25 protein-coding genes are annotated in these 20,737 nt (G+C 42.1%); 8 read left to right on the top strand and 17 right to left on the bottom strand.

The features are described 5' to 3' along the window. Positions 1 to 30 precede the first annotated feature (30 nt). From ABD772_RS01300 to ABD772_RS01285, 4 genes are read left to right on the top strand one after another with little or no spacing between them, the layout of a single operon-like run. Entirely contained in the window at positions 31 to 813 is a 783-nt protein-coding gene (locus ABD772_RS01300) for a Rossmann-like and DUF2520 domain-containing protein (RefSeq protein WP_345100551.1), read from the top strand. A 19-nt stretch (positions 814 to 832) separates the two neighbouring features. Continuing rightward, a complete protein-coding gene (locus ABD772_RS01295) occupies positions 833 to 1,165 on the top strand; it encodes a 2Fe-2S iron-sulfur cluster-binding protein (RefSeq protein ID WP_345100549.1) in 333 nt (110 codons plus the stop codon). Between the two features lie 28 nt (positions 1,166 to 1,193). Continuing rightward, positions 1,194 to 1,436, top strand: coding sequence for a Fe-S cluster assembly protein IscX (gene iscX / locus ABD772_RS01290; RefSeq protein ID WP_345100547.1), 243 nt, complete (start codon positions 1,194 to 1,196; stop codon positions 1,434 to 1,436). Between the two features lie 42 nt (positions 1,437 to 1,478). After that, positions 1,479 to 2,000 carry a KdsC family phosphatase gene (locus tag ABD772_RS01285; protein ID WP_345100545.1) on the top strand — a complete coding sequence of 174 codons (522 nt, stop codon included), beginning with the start codon at positions 1,479 to 1,481 and terminating at the stop codon, positions 1,998 to 2,000. Positions 2,001 to 2,007: 7 nt separating this feature from the next. Here the strand turns inward: ABD772_RS01285 and ABD772_RS01280 are convergent, their stop codons facing one another. The 4 genes from ABD772_RS01280 to ABD772_RS01265 are packed head-to-tail and all read right to left on the bottom strand — an operon-like array spanning position 2,008 to position 5,918. Continuing rightward, complete coding sequence (locus ABD772_RS01280) at positions 2,008 to 2,952, bottom strand: hypothetical protein (RefSeq protein WP_345100544.1); 945 nt, start codon at positions 2,950 to 2,952, stop codon at positions 2,008 to 2,010. A 5-nt stretch (positions 2,953 to 2,957) separates the two neighbouring features. After that, complete coding sequence (locus tag ABD772_RS01275; RefSeq protein WP_345100543.1) at positions 2,958 to 3,989, bottom strand: carboxypeptidase-like regulatory domain-containing protein; 1,032 nt, start codon at positions 3,987 to 3,989, stop codon at positions 2,958 to 2,960. Between the two features lie 3 nt (positions 3,990 to 3,992). Further along, positions 3,993 to 4,925 (bottom strand): hypothetical protein, encoded by a 933-nt coding sequence (locus ABD772_RS01270; protein WP_345100542.1) that lies wholly within the window; start codon positions 4,923 to 4,925, stop codon positions 3,993 to 3,995. A 9-nt stretch (positions 4,926 to 4,934) separates the two neighbouring features. Continuing rightward, positions 4,935 to 5,918, bottom strand: a complete 984-nt coding sequence (locus ABD772_RS01265) for a carboxypeptidase-like regulatory domain-containing protein (RefSeq protein WP_345100540.1) — start codon at positions 5,916 to 5,918, stop codon at positions 4,935 to 4,937. A 137-nt stretch (positions 5,919 to 6,055) separates the two neighbouring features. Between ABD772_RS01265 and ABD772_RS01260 the strand changes: the two genes are divergently transcribed. Further along, complete coding sequence (locus ABD772_RS01260) at positions 6,056 to 6,625, top strand: Maf family nucleotide pyrophosphatase (RefSeq protein ID WP_345100538.1); 570 nt, start codon at positions 6,056 to 6,058, stop codon at positions 6,623 to 6,625. A gap of 207 nt (positions 6,626 to 6,832) precedes the next feature. On the opposite strand, the gene ABD772_RS01255 is transcribed toward ABD772_RS01260, so the two are convergent. Both ABD772_RS01255 and ABD772_RS01250 read right to left on the bottom strand, forming a co-directional pair. Further along, complete coding sequence (locus tag ABD772_RS01255) at positions 6,833 to 8,827, bottom strand: M1 family metallopeptidase (RefSeq protein ID WP_345100537.1); 1,995 nt, start codon at positions 8,825 to 8,827, stop codon at positions 6,833 to 6,835. A gap of 31 nt (positions 8,828 to 8,858) precedes the next feature. Beyond that, on the bottom strand, positions 8,859 to 9,794 hold the full coding sequence (locus ABD772_RS01250) for a Ppx/GppA phosphatase family protein (protein WP_345100535.1): 936 nt from the start codon (positions 9,792 to 9,794) through the stop codon (positions 8,859 to 8,861). A 133-nt stretch (positions 9,795 to 9,927) separates the two neighbouring features. On the opposite strand from ABD772_RS01250, the gene ABD772_RS01245 reads away from it, so the two are divergent. Further along, the gene (locus ABD772_RS01245; protein ID WP_345100532.1) at positions 9,928 to 10,917 is read left to right on the top strand and encodes a nucleoside hydrolase; all 990 of its coding nucleotides are present in this window, start codon (positions 9,928 to 9,930) and stop codon (positions 10,915 to 10,917) included. A 57-nt stretch (positions 10,918 to 10,974) separates the two neighbouring features. On the opposite strand, the gene dnaJ is transcribed toward ABD772_RS01245, so the two are convergent. The 5 genes from dnaJ to ABD772_RS01220 form a co-directional block, all read right to left on the bottom strand. Continuing rightward, complete coding sequence (gene dnaJ / locus ABD772_RS01240; protein ID WP_345100530.1) at positions 10,975 to 12,141, bottom strand: molecular chaperone DnaJ; 1,167 nt, start codon at positions 12,139 to 12,141, stop codon at positions 10,975 to 10,977. A gap of 96 nt (positions 12,142 to 12,237) precedes the next feature. After that, on the bottom strand, positions 12,238 to 12,795 hold the full coding sequence (gene grpE, locus ABD772_RS01235; RefSeq protein ID WP_345100528.1) for a nucleotide exchange factor GrpE: 558 nt from the start codon (positions 12,793 to 12,795) through the stop codon (positions 12,238 to 12,240). Positions 12,796 to 12,950: 155 nt separating this feature from the next. Then, positions 12,951 to 13,634: a cell division ATP-binding protein FtsE gene (locus tag ABD772_RS01230; RefSeq protein WP_345100527.1), complete on the bottom strand. Its 684-nt coding sequence runs from the start codon at positions 13,632 to 13,634 to the stop codon at positions 12,951 to 12,953. Between the two features lie 4 nt (positions 13,635 to 13,638). Beyond that, positions 13,639 to 13,842 carry a fructose-6-phosphate aldolase gene (locus ABD772_RS01225; protein WP_345100526.1) on the bottom strand — a complete coding sequence of 68 codons (204 nt, stop codon included), beginning with the start codon at positions 13,840 to 13,842 and terminating at the stop codon, positions 13,639 to 13,641. Positions 13,843 to 13,944: 102 nt separating this feature from the next. Then, positions 13,945 to 14,982 carry an acyl-CoA reductase gene (locus ABD772_RS01220; RefSeq protein ID WP_345100525.1) on the bottom strand — a complete coding sequence of 346 codons (1,038 nt, stop codon included), beginning with the start codon at positions 14,980 to 14,982 and terminating at the stop codon, positions 13,945 to 13,947. Between the two features lie 106 nt (positions 14,983 to 15,088). Here ABD772_RS01220 and ABD772_RS01215 point away from each other — a divergent pair, with 106 nt between their 5' ends. Together ABD772_RS01215 and ABD772_RS01210 are read left to right on the top strand one after the other, a co-directional pair. Beyond that, positions 15,089 to 15,442 carry a 4Fe-4S dicluster domain-containing protein gene (locus ABD772_RS01215; protein WP_345100523.1) on the top strand — a complete coding sequence of 118 codons (354 nt, stop codon included), beginning with the start codon at positions 15,089 to 15,091 and terminating at the stop codon, positions 15,440 to 15,442. Positions 15,443 to 15,559: 117 nt separating this feature from the next. Beyond that, entirely contained in the window at positions 15,560 to 16,321 is a 762-nt protein-coding gene (locus ABD772_RS01210; RefSeq protein ID WP_345100521.1) for a C40 family peptidase, read from the top strand. Positions 16,322 to 16,334: 13 nt separating this feature from the next. Here the strand turns inward: ABD772_RS01210 and ABD772_RS01205 are convergent, their stop codons facing one another. The 6 genes from ABD772_RS01205 to hisH form a co-directional block, all read right to left on the bottom strand. Continuing rightward, positions 16,335 to 17,240, bottom strand: coding sequence for a WD40 repeat domain-containing protein (locus tag ABD772_RS01205; protein WP_345100520.1), 906 nt, complete (start codon positions 17,238 to 17,240; stop codon positions 16,335 to 16,337). A gap of 66 nt (positions 17,241 to 17,306) precedes the next feature. Next, positions 17,307 to 17,672, bottom strand: a complete 366-nt coding sequence (locus tag ABD772_RS01200; RefSeq protein ID WP_345100518.1) for a hypothetical protein — start codon at positions 17,670 to 17,672, stop codon at positions 17,307 to 17,309. A 53-nt stretch (positions 17,673 to 17,725) separates the two neighbouring features. Continuing rightward, positions 17,726 to 18,313, bottom strand: coding sequence for a bifunctional phosphoribosyl-AMP cyclohydrolase/phosphoribosyl-ATP diphosphatase HisIE (gene hisIE, locus ABD772_RS01195; protein ID WP_345100516.1), 588 nt, complete (start codon positions 18,311 to 18,313; stop codon positions 17,726 to 17,728). A 99-nt stretch (positions 18,314 to 18,412) separates the two neighbouring features. After that, positions 18,413 to 19,171 carry an imidazole glycerol phosphate synthase subunit HisF gene (gene hisF, locus ABD772_RS01190; protein WP_345100514.1) on the bottom strand — a complete coding sequence of 253 codons (759 nt, stop codon included), beginning with the start codon at positions 19,169 to 19,171 and terminating at the stop codon, positions 18,413 to 18,415. 128 nt (positions 19,172 to 19,299) lie between these two features. Beyond that, positions 19,300 to 20,049 carry a 1-(5-phosphoribosyl)-5-[(5-phosphoribosylamino)methylideneamino]imidazole-4-carboxamide isomerase gene (locus tag ABD772_RS01185; protein WP_345100512.1) on the bottom strand — a complete coding sequence of 250 codons (750 nt, stop codon included), beginning with the start codon at positions 20,047 to 20,049 and terminating at the stop codon, positions 19,300 to 19,302. Positions 20,050 to 20,053: 4 nt separating this feature from the next. Next, positions 20,054 to 20,644: an imidazole glycerol phosphate synthase subunit HisH gene (hisH, locus tag ABD772_RS01180; protein ID WP_345100509.1), complete on the bottom strand. Its 591-nt coding sequence runs from the start codon at positions 20,642 to 20,644 to the stop codon at positions 20,054 to 20,056. Positions 20,645 to 20,737 lie beyond the last annotated feature (93 nt).

Below are 20,737 nucleotides of genomic sequence, written 5' to 3'. Positions count from 1 at the left end.
CACGCTACGCTCGCAATGACATGATAAAATATGCGCATCACCATCATCGGATCTGGCAATGTAGCCACACACCTGGCAGCCGCGTTTAAAAACGCAGGACACCGCATTGTGCAGGTTTATAGCCGCGATGCACAGCATGCTGCCCTGTTGGCTTACCATGTAAAAGCCGATCCTGTTTGCGACCTGAGCCAGATCGATCTTGAAACCGACCTGTTTGTCATCGCTATAAATGACAACGCTATAGGCGCCGTTGCAGAACAATTGGCCCAATATGGCAAATTAATGGTGCATACATCGGGCGCTACGCATATGTATGCCCTACAAGCTTTTTCTGAACAGGTGGGCGTGTTTTATCCGCTGCAGACCTTCAGCAAAACGCGGGAGATTAATTTCAGAAATGTGCCTTTGTGTATAGAAGGTGCTGATCAGGATATTGTTAAACAACTAACTGAACTTGCACAAACCATCAGTAATAATGTTTATCCTGTTGACAGCGACCAACGTAAAATATTACACCTGTCGGCCACGTTCGCCTGTAATTTTCCTAATTATCTTTATTACGTGGCGCAGCAGCTACTGGCGCAGCATGGGTTAGATTTTAACCTTATTCGCCCGCTTATTTTGGAGACGGCCGAGAAAGCGCAAACCTCATTGCCCGCCGCCGTACAAACCGGCCCGGTAGTGCGTGGAGATCAGCTAACTATGGACAATCACCGAAAGTTGTTGGAAAACCACCCTGATTTACAGCAGCTATATACTTTGTTAAGTCAGGGTATTATCAAAATGGACATTGACCTGCACGCAGACAAGTAATTTTGCTACTTTTGCCAAAATGAATATTTTTAAAGTAAAGATAAACTTTGAAGAGGCGGGCCACGAATCGGTCGAACTGCCGATTGCCGAAGGAGAGTCTGTGTTGGATGTTTGCCTTGACAATGGCATTGAACTGCAGCATAACTGCGGCGGTGTGTGCGGATGCAGTACCTGCCATATTTATGTAAACAAAGGTATGGACAACGTGCAGGAGATATCTGATAAAGAAGAAGACTTTATTGACCGCGCCGTTAATCCGCGCATCAATTCACGTCTGGGCTGCCAATGCGTAATGATCGACGGCGATATTGAAGTTACTCTTCCAGATCAATCACAGTTTTTAGGACATTAATATAACACAACGTACGACGTAAATTATAATGACAGACAATAAATTTGCCCTGCCTATCCACTGGAATGACTACGAGGACATTGCCATGTCGCTTTATGAGAAATTTGGCGACGACTTTAATGAGTCTAAAATATACCGCATCCGTTTTACTGATCTGTTAGAATGGGTATTAGCCTTGCCAAATTTTGCCGGCACCCGCGAAGAAGCAAACGAAGGCCATCTGGAGCAGATCCAGTCGGCCTGGGTTTATGAGTGGCGGGATAATCAATAATCCATCGGTGTAATCATCAACTAAACAGTGTAATCCCTCCAAATGGAATCATTTTTAACCAAGCTAAAAGATATCACCACCTTTATTTTTGATGTCGACGGCGTTTTGACCGACGGTTCAGTATTTGTTACCGAAACCGGTGAGCAAAGCAGAGCCTTTAATATCAAAGATGGTTATGCTTTGCAATTGGCTGTAAAATGCGGTTATAATGTTTGCGCTATATCCGGCAGTCGCTCAAAAACATCTATTCATCGCTTAAATAGTTTAGGCATTACAGATGTTTTTATCGGTGCGAGTGATAAGGTAAGCAAGTTTAAAAACTACCTCGAATCAAAACACATCTTACCTGCTAAAGTACTTTACATGGGCGATGATATCCCCGATCTCGGTGTAATGAAGCTGGCCGGTTTAGCCGTTTGTCCGGCAGATGCGGTAGAGGAGATAAAGGCTGTTAGCCAATACGTATCGCCATTAGGCGGCGGTAAAGGCTGCGCCCGCGACATCATTGAGAAAGTACTGAAAGTTCAGGACAAATGGATGAGCGAAGAGGCGTATAGCTGGTAACCTTTTTTCAATACTCAACATTCACTTTTATTGCCAGGTCAGTGCCAAACGGGGAGAACTCAGTGTAAGGTTTCCAGCGGTGCGCAAAATCAAGCGCCCAGATGTTTAGCATTTTGTCCGTATTGGGCGAAATACCTATTGAAGGTTTATAAAATCCGTGTTCTTTATACCGATGTGTTTTAAAATCGTAAATTGAAACACTCCCGCCGTTATAATAATCGCGTAGCCACTCAACTGCCACGAAGAATGTTTTATTAGGGATAATGATATTGTATTTGTTGAGACTTATATCTAACTCCTTTTGGTCGCTACTGCTTACTTCGATGATCTGATCGCAAAGGTCTTTGCCCGGTCCACCGGTTGTGGCATCGATATCGTAAATCCTTAATCTAAATTTGGTATGCTCTAACTCGATACGTGCCATTCGGTCCGGATCGGAGGAATAGTAATTAATGAAGAAGGCCAGCCGATGCATATTTACACGGGTCAATAAGCAGCCGGCTTTAGGCGCTTCGAATTTTTGAGCGAGCTGTAAAAAGTCATATGATGGGTCATCGGCATGTAATCCTACATAATAACTAACATCCAACCGGCTAAAATCATTCAGCAATGTGTCCTTCTTTAGTTTGATATTTGCCATCTTAGCTGCCGGTAAATCCCTTTTTAAACCAACCGAGCTCATAGTACTTAAATCCCGCAATCGAAGCCTGAGCGGTATATAATGCTGTGCAAAAAAGATAATAGTATCGCGCATTTTACTAAGATCGCCGGGGATTTTAAAAATACCGTCTTTTTCTGTCGTTATTGAAAGTTTCGCCCTGACAATGCTTACTGATACAGCAGGAATAGCTGATTTGGTCGAATCATCGACCAAATAAAAGGTGTTCATCTTTTGTTGAGCCCCGGCGCTCAGCGAAAGTAAACAGGTTATAGCTATAAGTAACTTTTTCATTGATATCAATAAACGATAGTTGCAGATAGTGCTACATCATGGTTAGGGTGTTTTCTACTAGGATGCGGACTCCTGAAATCGAACTTAAACCAGTGCCGGTTATCAACCGATTGCCAGCCAACTGCTCCGACAGCTGACTCGAACTTAACCAGGAAGGGTTGATAAAGAATACTGTATTTTGCTGTTTCTTCTATTTGGGAGCTGCCATCTTTTTTTATGCCGGCTGTTTTTCTGCCAACATTCAAATAAATCACCTCATTGATTCTTATGGGTAACCACTCAACAGCAATAAAAAATTTAGTAGTAGGGATAATAATTTGTTTATCTTTAAGATCGATTGTGATCTTTAGCGCACCGTTTGATATATAAACTTCTTTGGTAAATATAGTTTTACCTAATGCACCTGCCGAATCCGGCAATATTACGTGGATTAAAAAGCGCATATATTTACTGCTGGTGGCCAACGGATAGTCTTCGGGCGAAGTTGGGATATCCCGGTCGCGCCTGCCCAGATCAATAGTATTGAGCTTTACATTTACTTGCGGAGCCTCAAACTGTTTAGCGAATGTACCGTTTGTATATACGGGCGTGGTATAGTATCCGCCCCTTACCAGGCCGTCTTTTGTCATTAATTCGAAACGGATATCTTTTATATCTGAAACATTAAATTTGTATAAAGTCAGCGTTTTAATTTTATTACCGGCTATGTCAACCTGTTTAAGCCTATTATTTGCAGGAGTAAGCGGTATAAACATTTTAGGCTGATAATTTGCCGCCGGCAATAGGTAAGTATCGTAGCCAACAAAACTAAATTGCAAGGTGTCGTTAGTAACCGGCTTATTTACAACTAACTTATAATATCCCTGATCGTCGGTAGCTACGGCAAGCTTTGCCTTTAATAAAGCTACAGTAGCGTTTTTAAGCGGCGCTTCGGTAACTTTGTTTACTACCTGTCCCTCATATACACGTTGCGCAAATGATCTTATGGGCAGCCAGCACAATAAGCTAATTAATAAATATCTGTAGTTTGGGTTCATTATTTAATAAGCAATTATGGCACTCATAGCCAGGTCTGTACCAAAAGGCATAAAATAAGTAAACGGTTTCCACTCGCGGTTGAAATTCAGCGCCCAGATGTTTAATGCTTTACCTGTAATGGCAGATATACCCAGGGCCGGGCGGTAATTAATATCCCTGGTTATTTCTCCGTCCTGGTCGTAAGCTACACTGTAGCCGGCATTATAAAAATCACGTATCCACTCAATGGCTACAAAAAATGAGGTGTTAGGTATGATAATGTTGTATTTTTTTAAGTTAATTGATACCTGGCTGCCGACGCTTTTGCTTTCCTCAATCACCTTATTGCAAAGGTCGCGACCCGGGCCATGGGTTATGGGGTCAATATCATATATCCGTATTCTGAATTTGGTAACATCCAGATGAACCAGGTGTGTCCATGTGTATTCTGATACATCGAGTCCAAAAGCAAGGCGGTTTAGTTTGATGCTTTTTAAAATAGTTCCGGGTTTTGAGGTGTAAAATTGTTGAGCCAGTTGCAAATACTCAAATTTTGCGGTTCCGGTATTGACGCCGGCATAATGCACGATGTCCTGCTTGCGGTAGCTGTTAAGTAGTGTATCGTTATTATATTTGGCAGGCTTACTCTTAAAATCGATAGCAAATTTGGTTAAACGCAAAGTATCTCTGCCATTCAATTGACGTGTCAGCAGTTGGTTGGGCTTATAATTTTGGGCATATAAAATTATAGTATCACGCAAAGAAGCCAAATTTCCGGGGATCATAAAAATGCCGTCTTTTTCGGTATTGATAGATAACCTGGCCCTGACCAAAGTGACAGAAACTGAAGGAACAGCTTTACCGCTTAAACTGTCAACTACATGAAACTTGTTTAGCTTTCCCTGGGCGTCGGCCAGAAACGGAAATAAACAGAATAGTACTACAATTTTTTTCATGGCCGGCCGCTAATAATGTATGGTTGCAGATAACGCAAGTTCACTTTTTTGATGTCGAAATATTTGCCATTTGTCGTTATTCCTGGTATACAAAAGTGCCCGCTTTCTTGTATCATCCTCTGGGCTATATCCTACTAAAAAGGGTTGGTAATACACGTAATATTCAGATGCGTCTTTGATTACCTGGTAACCGCGTTTGGTTGTTTTTGCAACTTTTGGCGCATTGTTTACACCAATAATTTCATTATATGGGGTGATGATCCATTCTACCGCTACAAAAAAGTTTTTGGTGGGAATGATGCGTTTATCATTGGTCAGATCAATATCTACCCATAATGAGTTGTCATTAAGTGATACAGTTTTTGTAAATATTACTTTCCCCGGTGCGCCGGTGAGGGTGTCCGGCGTCATAATATGGATCAGGAAAGTGGTTAATTTATTGCGAACCGAATAGGTGGGACTTGTTAGTAGATCTTGACGACCTAATGATATCTTGGTTACAACGGCGTTGGCGTTGGGCGCTGTGAAAAATTTAGCCAGGGCAGTACGGGCCTTAATGATTTCGGTGCTATGCCCATAAGATACGCCATCTACGCTTTTCAGATCGTAATACGCAAATTTATCTAATACGATATTCTTCAGTTTCTTTTTATTGGCTATACGCACCTCGTTAAGCCGAGTATTGCTGGCTTCCAGTACAACGAACATTTGCGACTGATATGCCGATACCGGCAGTTTAAAGGTTTTATATCCTACCGAACTAAATTGTAAGGTGTCATTTGGTACAGGGTGCTCTGATGATAGCTCAAAATATCCCCGCTCATTGGTTTGTATGCCAATCTTTTCTTTGATAAGGGTAATGTTGACGTTGGAAATTGGGTCTTCTGTAGCTTTATCTATCACCTGGCCTTCGTATACTTTCTGTGCGAAACATAATGAAGGCAACAGGCAAAACATACTTATAAAGAAATAGCGACGACTTAGGCTTGGCATACACTAAGCTATTATTTAAATCTCGTTATTTTAATAACTTATAAGTCAGAATTTTGAATGCAATTATACTTTTCTGATTTATTTCAGGCTCTCCTAAAAAGACCTTATTTTTACCGGCACATGCCTTTAATATCTAAATGAAAAAATTCCCACCCATCATATTAGCCTCTAAATCGCCGCGCAGGCAGGAGTTATTAAAGTTAATGGATCTTGACTTTAAGATAGTGCTCAAGGAAGTTGATGAGTCATATCCTGACAGTTTAACGCCCGAAGAAATTGCGGTTTACATAGCCAAAAAAAAAGCGACAGCGTTTGATGAATCGGTAAGCGATAATGAACTGGTACTTACTGCCGATACAATTGTGAGCATTGATGGTCATATTTTGGGTAAACCTGAATCTGAGCAGCATGCAATTGAAATGCTGCAAATATTATCAGGCAAGGTGCACCAGGTGATAACGGGTGTGTGCTTGTTTTACAAACAGCAATACCATAGTTTTTATGATGTGTCGGATGTTACCTTCCGCGTACTGACTGATGAGGAGATCCGCAACTATGTCGGCAAATACAAACCCATGGACAAAGCAGGTTCATATGGTATACAGGAATGGGTGGGGGTGACGTCGATTGTGAAGATCAACGGTTCATACACCAACGTGGTTGGTTTGCCTACCGAGAAGTTGTATCAGGCGCTTTTGTCGTTGTGAGCGCAGCGCGGCAATTGCAAAGACAATTATTTAAGATCAGTGATCCAAATCCTTACTTATAAGTCATTTTTAGTGATCCAAAGTGATCCACCGATTCGGGCTGAAAATCGTAACTGTCTTATTATTAGTAGGTTGTAATTTTAAATTGATCCAACTGATCCAAAGTGATACACATTCGCAGGTGGATCACTGCTACCGTACATTACCTTAATCTACCTTCAAAGTATTATTCTTTCTGTTTAAATCAGGCAAAGCATTGTCCGGGTCTATAGTTACAGACTCGGCCGCACCGGTAGTGTTTATGGTAAAAGTAGTAACCTTATTTTGCAGCCAGGTTTCAACCGGCAGGTACATGCGTTGCCTGCCGCCATTCTTTAATTTTACTTCAACAGTAAACGGCATAGCCATTGGTTCTTTATTTACTACGGTTACTTCAATGCCATAAGCCGGGCTGTCTTTTACATACCTGGCTTTGGTCAAAGCCAGGTCTAAGCTATAGTTATTATAATACCAGCCGCGCCAAAACCATGACAGATCCTCACCGGCGCCATTTTCCATCGAGCGGAAAAAGTCGTCAGGGCGCGGGTGTTTATAGGCCCATTTACTAATGTAGTTTTTAAAAGCGTAATCAAATCTGTCTTTGCCCAAAATCTGCTCACGTAACAAGATCAAACCAAAAGCAGGCTTAAAATAAGTCATCGGGTGGCGATACTTTTCCGAAATTGCATCGGGGGCAGTCATAATAACAGGTGCCTCGGGATCGCTGATAATCGGCACAATCTCATCAGCCGGATTACCGCCGCCGGGTGCATATTCGCCGTCGCGCTTAGGAGCATACTCGCCCTTATTAAACACGTCCGACGCATAAACGTCTATAAACGTATTAAAACCCTCGTCCATCCAGGCAAAACGACGCTCGTTGCTGCCCACAATCATCGGAAACCAATTATGGCCTATCTCGTGGGCTGTCACCCAAAAAAGGTCTTTGGTTTTGTCGGTAATACCATCAAATAATATCCCCGGATATTCCATGCCTGCCGCTATACCAGCCTCATTTACTGCACAAGGGTAAGGGTACGTAAACCATTTAGCCGAAAAATGTTCGATGGCACCTTTCAAATATTCAGTCGATCTGCCCCAGGCATCGTTACCAGCGCTCTCCACCGGATAAACAGACATAGAGAGTGACTTTTTACCGCCCGGCAGATTAATTCTCGCGGCATCCCATATAAACGCTTTAGAAGCACCAAAAGCAACGTCTCGGGTGTTATACATCTTAAAATGCCAGGTCAGCGTGCCTTTATTTACGGGACGTGAAGATGCTTGCGTAACTTCCTCAGCCGAACGGATCATGATAGTTTTGTCGCTGTTTTTCGCCGCATTATAGCGTGCCACTTGTTTTGCGGTTAATACCTCGGTTGGATTAACCAGTTCGCCAGAGCCGGCAACGATCATATCCCAGGGTACAGTAACGCTATAATCGATATCGCCATATTCGCAATAAAACTCGCCACTACCCAGGAATGGCAAAGTATCCCAGCCCTGCGAGTCATCATAAACACACATTCTCGGAAACCACTGAGCTATTTCATAGATCTTGCCATTTTTGGTATCGGTGTAGTCGGTACGTGCACCAAAGGCGCCCGGAATGGTGTAATGGTATTTGATAAGCAGGCTGATCTTACCGCCCTTTGCGGTCAACGCCCGCGGCAACCGAATTTGCATACGGGTATCGGTGATCACATAGTTTGCAATTTCGGTTTTACCGCTTTGCATGATACTAACCGACTCTAACTGATAGCCCGTAGTATGATCTGCAGCCTTTGGCTCATTGCCGGTAACAAAGTTTGAGCGGGCATCTTTTTTATAAGTATTCTGATCAAGTTGCAGCCACAGGTACTGTAAATTATCAGGACTGTTGTTGGTATAAGTAATATTTTCGGTAGCCGACAATGTTTTAGTTGCGGTATCTATATTGGCCTTAAGCAAATAGTCGGCACGGTTTTGCCAGTACTTCGGGCCCGGCTCTCCGTTTACGGCATGAAACTCGTTGCCCTTTTCAGTATGAAAAGCGGGCGAAAATAAATTGGACGGAATATAGTTTGATACTTCTGCATCATTGGCTTTGCGGTCTTTTTTTTGTGCTTGCAATGTAAGGGCTAATAACAGGCTGGCGCCCGTTAAAAAGTATTTTGGTTTCATGCGTGTCAGTTAAGGACAGCAATATACAAAATTACGCTTGATGCGTATCCATCATCTCGGCCAGTACACCTTCTTTTAATGAGTAGGTTGACATACAAACTTGTGGAATTTTTAAACGCTCGATGATAAAGCGGGTGACTAACGATGCTACCACAATCATATCTACCCGGATAGGAATTATACCTTCTGTGTTTCTACGTTCTTCGTGCGATGAAGCGATCAGTTTTTCAGTTAGCGATAACAGATCGTCCAATTCAAAATCATAGTTTTTGATATTTAATTCAAACTGATTGTTTTTGCTGCGTTCGATCAATTCGGCAAAGGTTTCAAAAGCGCCGGAGGAGCCGATCAGAACATTTACCGGATATTTGGATGCTATAGAGATAAGGCTGGTCAAATTTTCTTCGAGATACAAATTGAGCGCGCAGATTGAATCCTGAGGTATTGGGTCGGTGCAATGGAATTTGTCCATCAATCGCGCAGCGCCAATTTCAAAGCTTTGTTTCCAGAGAATGCTGTTCTCATTACCTAAAATAAACTCAACGCTGCCGCCGCCAATATCCATGATTAGCGTTGTCTGATGCGTAATACCGCCCGCCAGTTTCACACCTTTGTAAATGTACTCGGCTTCCTGCTCGCCATTAATCAGTTCTATGTTAATGCCGGTTTTATCGGCTACCTCATTTATAAACTGCCCGCCATTTGATGCATTACGCAATGCCGAGGTAGCAATGGCCCGGACATTCTTGACATCATAATTGCGAATATCTTCACCAAACTTTTGCATAGATGCTATACCGCGTTCGTAAGAAGCTTGCTGGATAATCCCTTTATTGATGCCACCTTCGCCCAACTTTACTGAATCATGCTCGTGTACCAGTGCTTTATAATCAGATGCGTTGCCCTCGGCAATTAGCAAATGAAAGGTATTGGTGCCGAGGTCCATCACGGCTATGCGTTTGCTCATGCGTTTAAGATAAATAGTTGAATTGTGCTGCTAAAATACTATTCGAATAAACTGTATTGCTAACAAAATGTGTGAATTAAAGTAAATTATTAATTATTAAAAATTATATGTTTAGCAAACAATTATTCTGTTTATGAAAATCCGGCTAACTTTACTTTTAATTGTTATTTGCTTTGCAATGGATGCCTTTGCTCAAAAGCACTCTAAAGCTGTCAGCATTATCTTCGACAGTGATATAGGTCCTGATTATGATGATGTAGGTGCGATTACAGTGTTGCATGCCCTGGCAGATGCCCACGAAGCTAAAATATTGGCTACTATGGCCAGTAACCGTTATGAAGGTGTAGCCGCAGTGCTTAACGTATTCAATACTTATTTTAAACGTGCTGATCTGCCCATAGGTGTAGCCGGAGCAAACGCCGTGAATATCCGCGATAGCCAGCATTGGACCGATACGCTACTTGCCAATTATCCGCATAAAATAAAAACTAATGCCGATGCCTGGGATGCAGTTAAACTCTACCGTAAGATTTTGGCTACCCAACCCGATCATAGTGTTAGTATTGTAACCATAGGTTTTCTGACCAATATTTCTGATCTGCTTAATTCTTCAAGTGATGAATATTCCAAATTAAATGGTAAAGAGCTGGTAGCTAAAAAAGTTAAACAGCTGGTGAGTATGGCCGGAAAATTTCCGTCGGGCTATGAGTTTAATGTAATTAAAGATGCTGCGGCTGCAAACAACGTTTTTCAGAACATCGGCATACCAATTATTTATAGTGGTTTTGAAATAGGCGAGAAGATTAAGGTGGGTTTATCCTTGATAAATGATCCATCTATTCAAAACAGCCCGGTTAAAGATGCGTTCAGGATAGCGATGTCAAAATCAGCCGATGATGCAAATGGACGACTGAGCTGGGACGAAACCGCGGTTCTTGTAGCCATGAAAGGCTATACAACTTATTATGATTTGCATCCCGGCAAAATGAAACCATTAGCTGCCGACGGTAAAAATACCTGGGACGATAACAACGAAACGCAGGGGTATCTGGTTGAAAAAGTTAATCATCTACAGGTACAGGATTTGATCAATAAACTGATCATGCATCAACCAAAAAAATAAAAAGCTCAGCATCCTAAAATCCTGAGCTTTGTACTTTTCGCTTTCGATTTTTAGCACTTATTCAAAGTATTCCTTCATCCGTTCAAAGAAACTTTTCTCGTTTTTGCCCGGGTTGGGTTTGAAGTTAGGCGAATTTTGCAGTTTCTCTAGCAGTGCACGCTCTTCGTTGCTAAGCGCTTTTGGCGTCCAGATGTTCACGTGGATCAGTTGATCGCCGCGGTGGTACGAGTTAACTTCTGGTACGCCTTTGCCTTTTAGCCGCAATATTTTGCCTCCCTGTGTTCCCGGATCAATTTTGATCTTTGCTTTGCCGTCTATCGTTGGTACTTCAACACTGGTACCTAAGGCCGCATCAATAAAAGTGATATGCAGGTCGTAAATTATATTGTTGCCATCGCGTTTCAGAGTTTCATGCGGGATTTCCTCGATCAAAATAATCAGATCTCCGGGAACACCGCCACGGGGTGCAGCATTACCTTTGCCACTCATGCTTAGCTGCATGCCTTCGCTTACGCCGGCAGGTATATTTATGCTGATGGTCTCTTCGCCACGCACAACGCCGTCGCCATGGCAAACGCTACATTTTGAGGTAATTACAGAACCCTCGCCGTTACAGGTAGGGCAGGTGCTGGTTGTTTGCATCTGGCCCAAAATAGTATTGGTTACCCTCCTGACAGCACCCTGTCCCCCGCAGGTTTTACAGGTTTGGAAAGACGACTTATCCTTAGCACCGCTGCCATCGCAGGTTTTACAGATTACCTGTTTATTAACCTTGATTTTCTTTTCGGCACCGTTGGCTATTTCCTCTAATGTCAATCTTACTTTAATACGGAGGTTACTGCCACGGGCTACTCTGCGGCCACCACCTTGCCTGCCGCCACCGCCGCCGCCAAAGAAATCGCCGAACGGGCTACCGCCGCCAAAAATGTCGCCAAACTGACTGAATATATCTTCCATATTCATGCCACCGCTGCCATAGCCACCGCCATTAGCCGAGTGGGCGTTAGCCGCATGACCAAACTGGTTATAACGCTGGCGTTTTTCTGGATTACTTAAAACCTCGTAAGCCTCTGCAGCTTCCTTAAACTTCTCTTCGGCATCTTTATCACCCTGGTTTTTATCAGGATGGTACTTAATGGCCATTTTACGATAAGCTTTCTTAATCTCATCAGCGTCTGCACCTTTTGACACGCCCAGGACATCGTAATAATCTCGTTTAGACATTTTTAATTATTGATTTATTGAATTAAAGAATTATTGATTTTTTATTGAGCCGGATTGAAGTATTAATTCAATCCCTCAATAATTCAATAATTACAATTACGCTCCGACAATTACCTTGGCGAAGCGGATAACTTTATCATTAAGATAATAACCTTTTTCCATTTCATCAATAACCTTACCTTTCAGGTCATCAGAAGGGGCAGGTATATTGGTAATAGCTTCATGCAGATCGGCATCAAACGGCTGGCCAATCGCCTCCATAGGCTTCAGGCCTTTTTGGCTAAGTGTATTTTTTAACTTATTTTGAATCAGGATAACACCTTCTCTAACCGGTGCAACTTCAGTTGCATTTTCAGTAGCTTTCAGGGCGCGCTCAAAATCGTCAAGCACCGGTAACAGGTCGCTTATCACTTCGCGGCCTTCCATTTTGCGGGCGTCTTCGCGCTCTTTAATTGTACGTCGTCTGAAATTGTCAAACTCGGCATATAAGCGCAAGTATTTATCATTAGCTAATGACAATTCTTCTTTTAACAGATCCTCTGCCGATTTTTCGGCGGGAGTGGTGTTCTGGGTTGTTTCTGTAGATTCGTTGTCAATAGTGTCATTTATTTCCGTGGTGGTCTCCGGAGATTCAGTCTTTTTTTTCTTCAGCATATCGTTAAAATTCATAGCTTATAGTGCCAATCAAGTACCTTGCCATTACAGCAAAAGCGACAAGCTGACAGCGAAATAATTTTTTTCTTGAACTTATGGCATAAAACCCGCAGCTATGACACTGACAGTATTTATTACCATGTTGGGAGAGCGGCTTAGGCTATCTGTGCATCCTCCAAAACCTTCCCATTTTCGCATTTAATAATACGCGAAGGAAAGGTGCGGATGATATGATAATCATGCGTTGCAACTACTACTGCGGTACCTGATTGGCTGATCTGTTTCAGTAACATTACAATCTCTTCAGAAGTATCTGGGTCAAGGTTACCGGTAGGTTCGTCTGCCAGAATGATTTCAGGGTTGTTTAACAGCGCACGCGCAATAACTACTCGTTGCTGCTCGCCACCTGATATCTCATGCGGCATTTTTTTGAGTTTTGAACGTAAGCCGACCTTTTCAAGCACATCCAGGGTGCGCTCAGCAATTAGTTTGGGATCTTTCCAACCAGTGGCCCGCATTACAAACTGTAAGTTCTGTTCAATGCTGCGGTCGGTCAATAATTGAAAATCCTGGAAAACGATACCCAGCTTACGGCGCAGAAATGGAATATCTTTCTCAGCTAATCTATCAAGTTCGTAACCACAGGCATGGCCTGTTCCTGATTTAACAGCTAAATCGCCGTAAATAACTTTTAATAAACTGCTTTTGCCAGAGCCTGTCTGGCCAATAAGCCATACAAAATCACCCTTATCAATATGCAGGTTAACGCCCGACAATACCAGGTGTTTTTGTTGAAATATATCAACATTATTGAGTTTAATAATGGAGTTTCCTATCATGGTTTTATATATCTAATTTCAAGATCTGCCCAAAAGGCAGGTCTCTGATAACGTTCATTATATAATCGGCCTTATTGCTTAAACCAACCTTCTCCAGCGACTTTTCCGGACGGTCAACCCTAAAATAAGCCAGTAAGGTAAACTGATCGTCGCGAAGTTGTACATAATCAGGGATTTTGGCAACGCCTTTAACTTTTATAATATACATGTTTAAGCCGAAAGCAGGAAGCTTGAAACTTCGTGGGTCAAATTTATCTATTTTTGAATTTAAACGTTTACTATTTCCAAAATAAGCTTCCGACTTTAGCCTTTAAGCTTTCTGCCCTAACTCCACCAAGAATTCCATTGTATCTACACCGTCGGCATAATCCCACAGTTTGGGTTGCTGGCTTTGGCCAAATGAAACCACCTGATTTTGGACTTTTATAGACGCTTTAGTAACAACACATTGGATGTTTTCGTTTTGCGCAGCCAGTAACTGCTCAACATCTGTCAGGTTGTCGTAATAGTTATAAAATACAACCCCCAGTGGTGATGCCACAGCATCATTTTCCTTCAATAATAAAAAACCATTGTCCAGGTGCTGCTCACTGCCTACCAGGTAAATAGACTTGTTATAACCATAATTGTTGTGATATTTGTTGTGGTTTACAACCTCTTTGTGAGGTTCAATGGCCTCAAAAAAGGTGGCAATATTATAATCGCGCGGTATTAATAGTTTTGAAACATTCCGACATCCTAAACCAAAATAATCAAAAATATCATGACCCAATAGATATAGTTCATCCGCATTTTCGTCGCCGGTTAATACGGCGATACCATTACGATTCTTGCGAATGATATGTGGGACCTTACCAAAATAATAATCAAAATACCTTGAGGTATTATTACTGCCGGTGGCTATCACTGCATCAAAATCAGTCAGCCGTTCGACAAAGCTAAAGTAACCGGAAAAATTATGGTCTATAGCGATTAACTTATTTAATACTGTCTTGACTAATCGTGCGTCTTGCGACGATGCTTTGATTAGTGCAATATTACCGGTAACCAATACGCACAACACGTCATGAAACCCAACTAGTGGGATATTTCCGGCTAGTATTAGTCCGATTTTTTTAGGTAATGTGTTTTTAGTCAAGTCATATTGATTAAGCCAGGTGCTCAGATCCGCCTCATTAAGGCTTTGACCTATGGTTTTAATGGCCCGTTCTACATTTTCCGGAGTAAACCATGGGTTGTATCGGTGTTCGGTTTGAATAAGTTGATTAAGCTCTTCGTCAGGGTTTTGCAATTGCGAGCCTAACTTACTAAGCGTACTAATTAATTCTGTTATTTTGATTTTTGACATATATATGTTGAGTAGTCAAACTCTGAATTTCTTTTTTTGTTATATTTGCAACAATTTGTTGAGAAGGCAAAGGTAATTGAGAATATAAGAATTATTAAAAAAAAATATGGCGATTATAATCACCGACGAATGTATTAATTGTGGAGCCTGCGAACCAGAGTGCCCAAATAATGCTATTTACGATGCGGGTGCTGCCTGGCGTTTTTCTGACGGTACGGGCTTAAGAGGTGTGATAGATTTTGGCGATGGTGTTACTTTAAATGCTGACGAAACCCAGGCCGCTTTATCTGACGATATTTATTATATCGTACCTGATAAGTGTACCGAGTGTGTTGGTTTTCATGACGAACCGCAGTGTGCTGCTGTTTGCCCGGTTGACTGTTGCGTAGACGACGAAAATGTGCGCGAAACCCGCGAAGAGCTGTTAGCCAAAAAGGATTGGCTGCACATGAACGAATAAAATTTAATTAGCGATATTGGCTGATAAAAAGGGAATACATATATAATGTATTCCCTTTTTTATTTGTGAAACATTTAAATAATCTTTGCGTACAAGCAGGCTCATATAACCTTAACAATGGAATACGGAATTTGCAATTTAGCTGTTATACCCCTACGCGCCGAGCCTAATGAGCGCAGCGAACAAGTATCGCAAGTTTTATTTGGCGAAGCATTTGAGATTATAGAGTGGAAGGAAGGATGGGCCCAGATTATTACCGCAACTGATAAATATAAAGGTTGGATTAACCGTTTACAATTCATCATGCTGGGGCACTTAAATTATCAGCATTTACAAATAAATCCTCCGAAGTTAACTTATAAGGCCATTACACAGGCCTGGAAAATCAGAGATAACAGCGTTTTGTATTTGCCGGCTGGCAGTTCATTGTCGTTTTTAAACGGCACTACCTGTTATTTTGAGAAAGAAAAATTTGAAATTATAGGCCAGATAGGACAAAATGAGAGTATTGACCTGGTAGCCAAATCGTTTATTAATGTTCCGTACCTTTGGGGTGGGCGCACACATTTTGGTATTGACTGCTCGGGTTTTACACAAATGGTATTTAAACTAAAAGGCTATCATTTAAACCGCGACGCCAATATGCAGGCAGGGCAAGGCAGAGCAATAGAGGCATTATCATCAGCATTAATAGGCGACCTTGCCTTTTTTAAAAACGAAAACGACAAGATTACCCACGTAGGCATGCTGCTTAACCGCGAACATATCATCCACGCTTCAGGAAAAGTTAAGATTGATACTATTGACGAAAAAGGCATCTATTCAGAAGAACAAGGCCGTTACACCCACAAGCTGGCTTTTATAAAACGGATCTTTTAATACAGCAATACTGCTAAAAGGTAATATCCCAGATAATAATGCGCTTATCATCACTGGCAGAAATGAGTTGGCCATTGTGCCAGACAACTTTATTAACTGACAGGAAGTGAGTATCGTAGCCTTTTTCACGGCTGATAACTTTGTAAAGTTTAAAGTCGTCTGAGCCCCAGAGCTTGATGGATTTATCCATGCTGGCGGTGACAAAATATGGCTGATGGGGATGGAAAGCAATGTGATTTACCGCGAAAAGATGTGCAGGGATGTTTTGAATTAACTCAAGCGTGGCGGTATTCCAGATTTTTACCTGTGCATCGCGCGAGCCGGTAACCAGGTAATTACCGGCAGGCGAATATTGGGTAGAAAACACTGCCATAGTATGCCCGCTAAGCGTCCCTATATGTGCGTAATCTTCCAGGTCGTATAATTGGATATCATTATCGCGACAGCCAAAAGCAACCTGTCTTTCGTCTGGCGATATGCTGATGGTGCGGACTGTGTCGGTGGATACTTTTATAGTATGTACCAATTGCAGAGTGTCTATGCTCCAGATAGAAACCGTTCCGTCCTCCGATGCAACTAATAATTCCTTTTTACTGGCAACCGATTTGATTTCAAACACCGGTTTACGATGAACCCTTAGGCCCGGCAATAGCTGCTGTTTAATAAAGTCGAACACCAGCACCTCGCCGTTTCGTTGCCCGGTAAACATCAGCGGGTAACCTTCCGGGCAATGTATAGCATAGACTGATGATATCACCGGAAACATTACCTTGATGAATGAATTGGTCTTTAAACTCCATTCAACCAGCCCTTTATCATTACCGCCCGAAAACAAAATATCCGGTTTTTGCGATAACGCTAAAGCAAAGATTGGGTTGCTGTGTCCCGTAAGTTCGGTTACTTTTTGTACCGTGATCATTGAGGTAAATATAAAGGAAAAAGCCCTCCGGTTGTGCCGGAAGGCTTTTGTATAAGTTTGGTAATATTATTTTTTAAATTTAATATGTTGACCTAAAAAGCCGCCTTTGGCAGTGGTAAAGCCACTGTCAACATGAAAAACGTCTGATTTAGTCAGGATTCCGCCGTAAGCGTTTTTTGATTTGTAGGTGTGCGCCATCTCATATGCGCCCTGATACTGTTGTGGGTAAGATTGGCCATCAACTACAATAGTTGTATCTTTTAGTTTTTTAAGTTCGCTAAAGCTAACGCTTTCATAACTCTCCGGATCTTTCAGGCTGTCTTTTACGGCTTGGGTTATTAATTCATGTGCTTTTTCTTCATTGGTTGGGGGTGCAGACGAACAAGCAACTGCGAGCATGGCGATAATTGCAACTGGAAATAAGTATTTCATAAATGTTTATTTTTTGGTTAAGTGTAAATTACAAAAAAAATAGACACTAAAACTTATTTATGCCGCTGTTCCAGGTTTTTTGCAATTGTATCTAAGCTTAAACCTTTTTCGCGCAACAATACCAATAAATGAAAAACCAGGTCAGATGCCTCGTTGATCAGGTCCGTTTCTGTTTCGGCTAAGGCAGCTATAACAGTTTCGACGCCCTCTTCGCCAACCTTTTGAGCAATCTTATTCAGACCCTTACTACGTAGTTTATTTACATATGATCCTTCAACCGGGTTATTATACCGATCAGCTATGATGTTTTCCAGCTCCAGGACAAAGTTCTGATTGTAATTTGTATTGAAGCAGCTGCGCGAGCCGGTGTGGCAGGTAGGGCCGTCGGGCTTAACCTTAATCAACAAAGTGTCGTTGTCACAATCAATATCAATAGATTTAACATGCAGAAAGTTACTGCTGGTTTCACCTTTGGTCCATAAACGCTGTTTGGAGCGTGAATAAAATGTAACAATGTTTTCCTGAACGGTTTTATCGTAAGCTTCCTGATTCATGTAGCCGAGCATCAGCACCTCAAGAGTTTGTTCGTCCTGTATTACAACCGGTACCAGCCCATCTGTTTTGTTAAAGTCTATATTCATAGGTTTATGTGTTTTGTCATTGCGGGGAGGGACAACGAAGTAATCGCAAGGATGCAATGTTCGCGATTGCCACACTGCGCCCGCAATGACAGCTTCGTTTTAATTCAATCTAACCTCAATCCCTTTATTCTGCAATATACCTTTCAAATCGGGGATTAAAATTTCGCCATAGTGAAATACCGATGCTGCCAAGGCCGCATCAACATTGGTACGTTCAAACACATCAACGAAATGCTCAACCGCGCCTGCACCCCCCGAAGCTATTACCGGGATATTCACTGCATCATTAACAGTCTTTAACAAGCCATTATCAAATCCGGCTTTGGTTCCGTCATGATCCATTGAAGTAAGTAATATCTCGCCGGCTCCGCGGCTTTCGGCTTCTTTTATCCAGTTAAGTGTTTCTTTTTCTGTTGGGATACGCCCGCCATTTAAATGGACAATGTTTTTACCATCGTTAAAACGTGTATCAACAGCCACTATTACAAACTGTACACCAAAGGCTTTGGCCAATTCATCAATCAAGGCAGGATTGCGTACTGCGGCCGAATTGATAGATATTTTATCGGCACCCGCATTTAACAATGCATCTGCATCAGCTATTTCATTGATGCCACCGCCAATGGTAAAAGGAATGCTGATTTGCCTTGCCACCGATTTTACCAACTCAACCATCGTTTTACGACGCTCGTGCGTAGCCGTGATATCCAGGAAAACCAGTTCATCTGCGCCCTGGCGTGAGTAATTCCAGGCCAATTCGACCGGATCTCCGGCATCACGCAGGTCGACAAAGTTTACGCCTTTCACGGTACGTCCGTCTTTAACGTCTAAGCAGGGGATGATTCTTTTTGCTAACATAGTTGCTATTGTCATTGCAAGGAGGGACGACGACGCAATCGCAAGGATGCAATTTTCGCGATTGCCACGCTACGCTCGAAATGACAGTTGTTCATTGTTTTTTTATTAAAGTTCGCTTCGCCCGCGATTTAAATCGACATCAAACTTTCCAAATTCCAATTCTTAATTTCCTCGATAGTAACACGCCCTTCGTAGATAGCTTTACCTACTACCACTGATTCTACTTTCAGTTTAGCCAGTTGCTCAATATCAGCCATTGAACTAACACCGCCCGAAGCGATCAGCTTAATGAAAGGTGAATGGTCAAGCAGCTTAGCATATAGCTCCACGCCTGCGCCGCCCAATTTACCATCTTTATTGATGTCTGTACATAAAAAACGGAAAAAGCCCAGTGACAGACAGCGGTCTACATAATCCATCAGTTTAATTGGCGAGCTCTCCATCCAGCCCGAATACTTGATAACTTCGTCCAGCACGTCTATGGCAATTACAACGTTGTCAGAACATTTATCGCGGCCACAGATGGCTTTACTTAATTCATCTAAAAACATTGGGCTGGTGATGGCTTGAGTGCCCACAATCACCCTGGCTATACCAGCGCCAATCAGCTCTTTAACCTTTTCAATACTGCGGATGCCGCCACCATACTGCACTTGCATATCTGTTTTGCGAATGACGTCAAATAGATATTCCTGGTTCGAAAAGTCGTTTTTGGCACCGTTTAAATCAATGATATGAATAAGGTTTGTGCCATTTGACTGGTAACGCTCAATCATTTCTTCCAGCGTAACATCATAATTTGTTACTTGCTGATAATCTCCTTCACGAAGGCGGACAACTTTTTTGTCCAGGATATCAATAGCGGGGATTATATACATGTCTTTATATTTTTGAGAAATTCTTTAATAATATTTCGCCATAATTGCCAGACTTCTCGGGGTGAAATTGTACGCCGTAAAAATTGTCTTGCCAAATTGATGCCGAAAACTTAGTGCTGTAATCTGTCGCAGCTAAAGTATAAACATCGTCATACTCAATAAAGTATGAATGTACAAAGTAAAAATGTGAACCTTTCGGAATATCTTTAAAAAGCGGATTTTCTTTCTGTGGAAACACACGGTTCCAGCCGGTATGGGGTACTTTATGTTCCGGATCAGCAGTAAACTTTAAGGTTTTAATGGGGAAGATGCCCAGTAAATCTGAATTGCCCTCCTCTGAGTACGACGTGAGTAGCTGCATACCCACACAGATGCCCAAGGTGGGTTTGTTTTGCGTTTTAATAGCAGGCACCAATCCAGAAGCCATCAATTTGTCCATAGCCGTACCCGCATGGCCTACGCCGGGAATAATAAAGCGGTCATACTGGTCCATGTCAGCTTCTGCATATATCATCCCATAAGGTATGTCTAAGCGGTCTAAAGCCGCAGTAAGCGAGAATATATTGCCGGCGCCGTAGCGTATAATACCTATCATATTTTTGGATATTCTGTCATTGCGAGCGATAGCATGGCAATCGCAAGGAGAAAGTTCGAGATTGCTTCATCGTCCTCCTGGCAATGATAGTTT

This window comes from Mucilaginibacter panaciglaebae (assembly GCF_039539265.1).
GTDB lineage: Bacteria > Bacteroidota > Bacteroidia > Sphingobacteriales > Sphingobacteriaceae > Mucilaginibacter > Mucilaginibacter panaciglaebae.
Note: the sequence above shows the minus strand (reverse complement) of the source record. Positions and strands in the feature narration are given on the sequence as shown.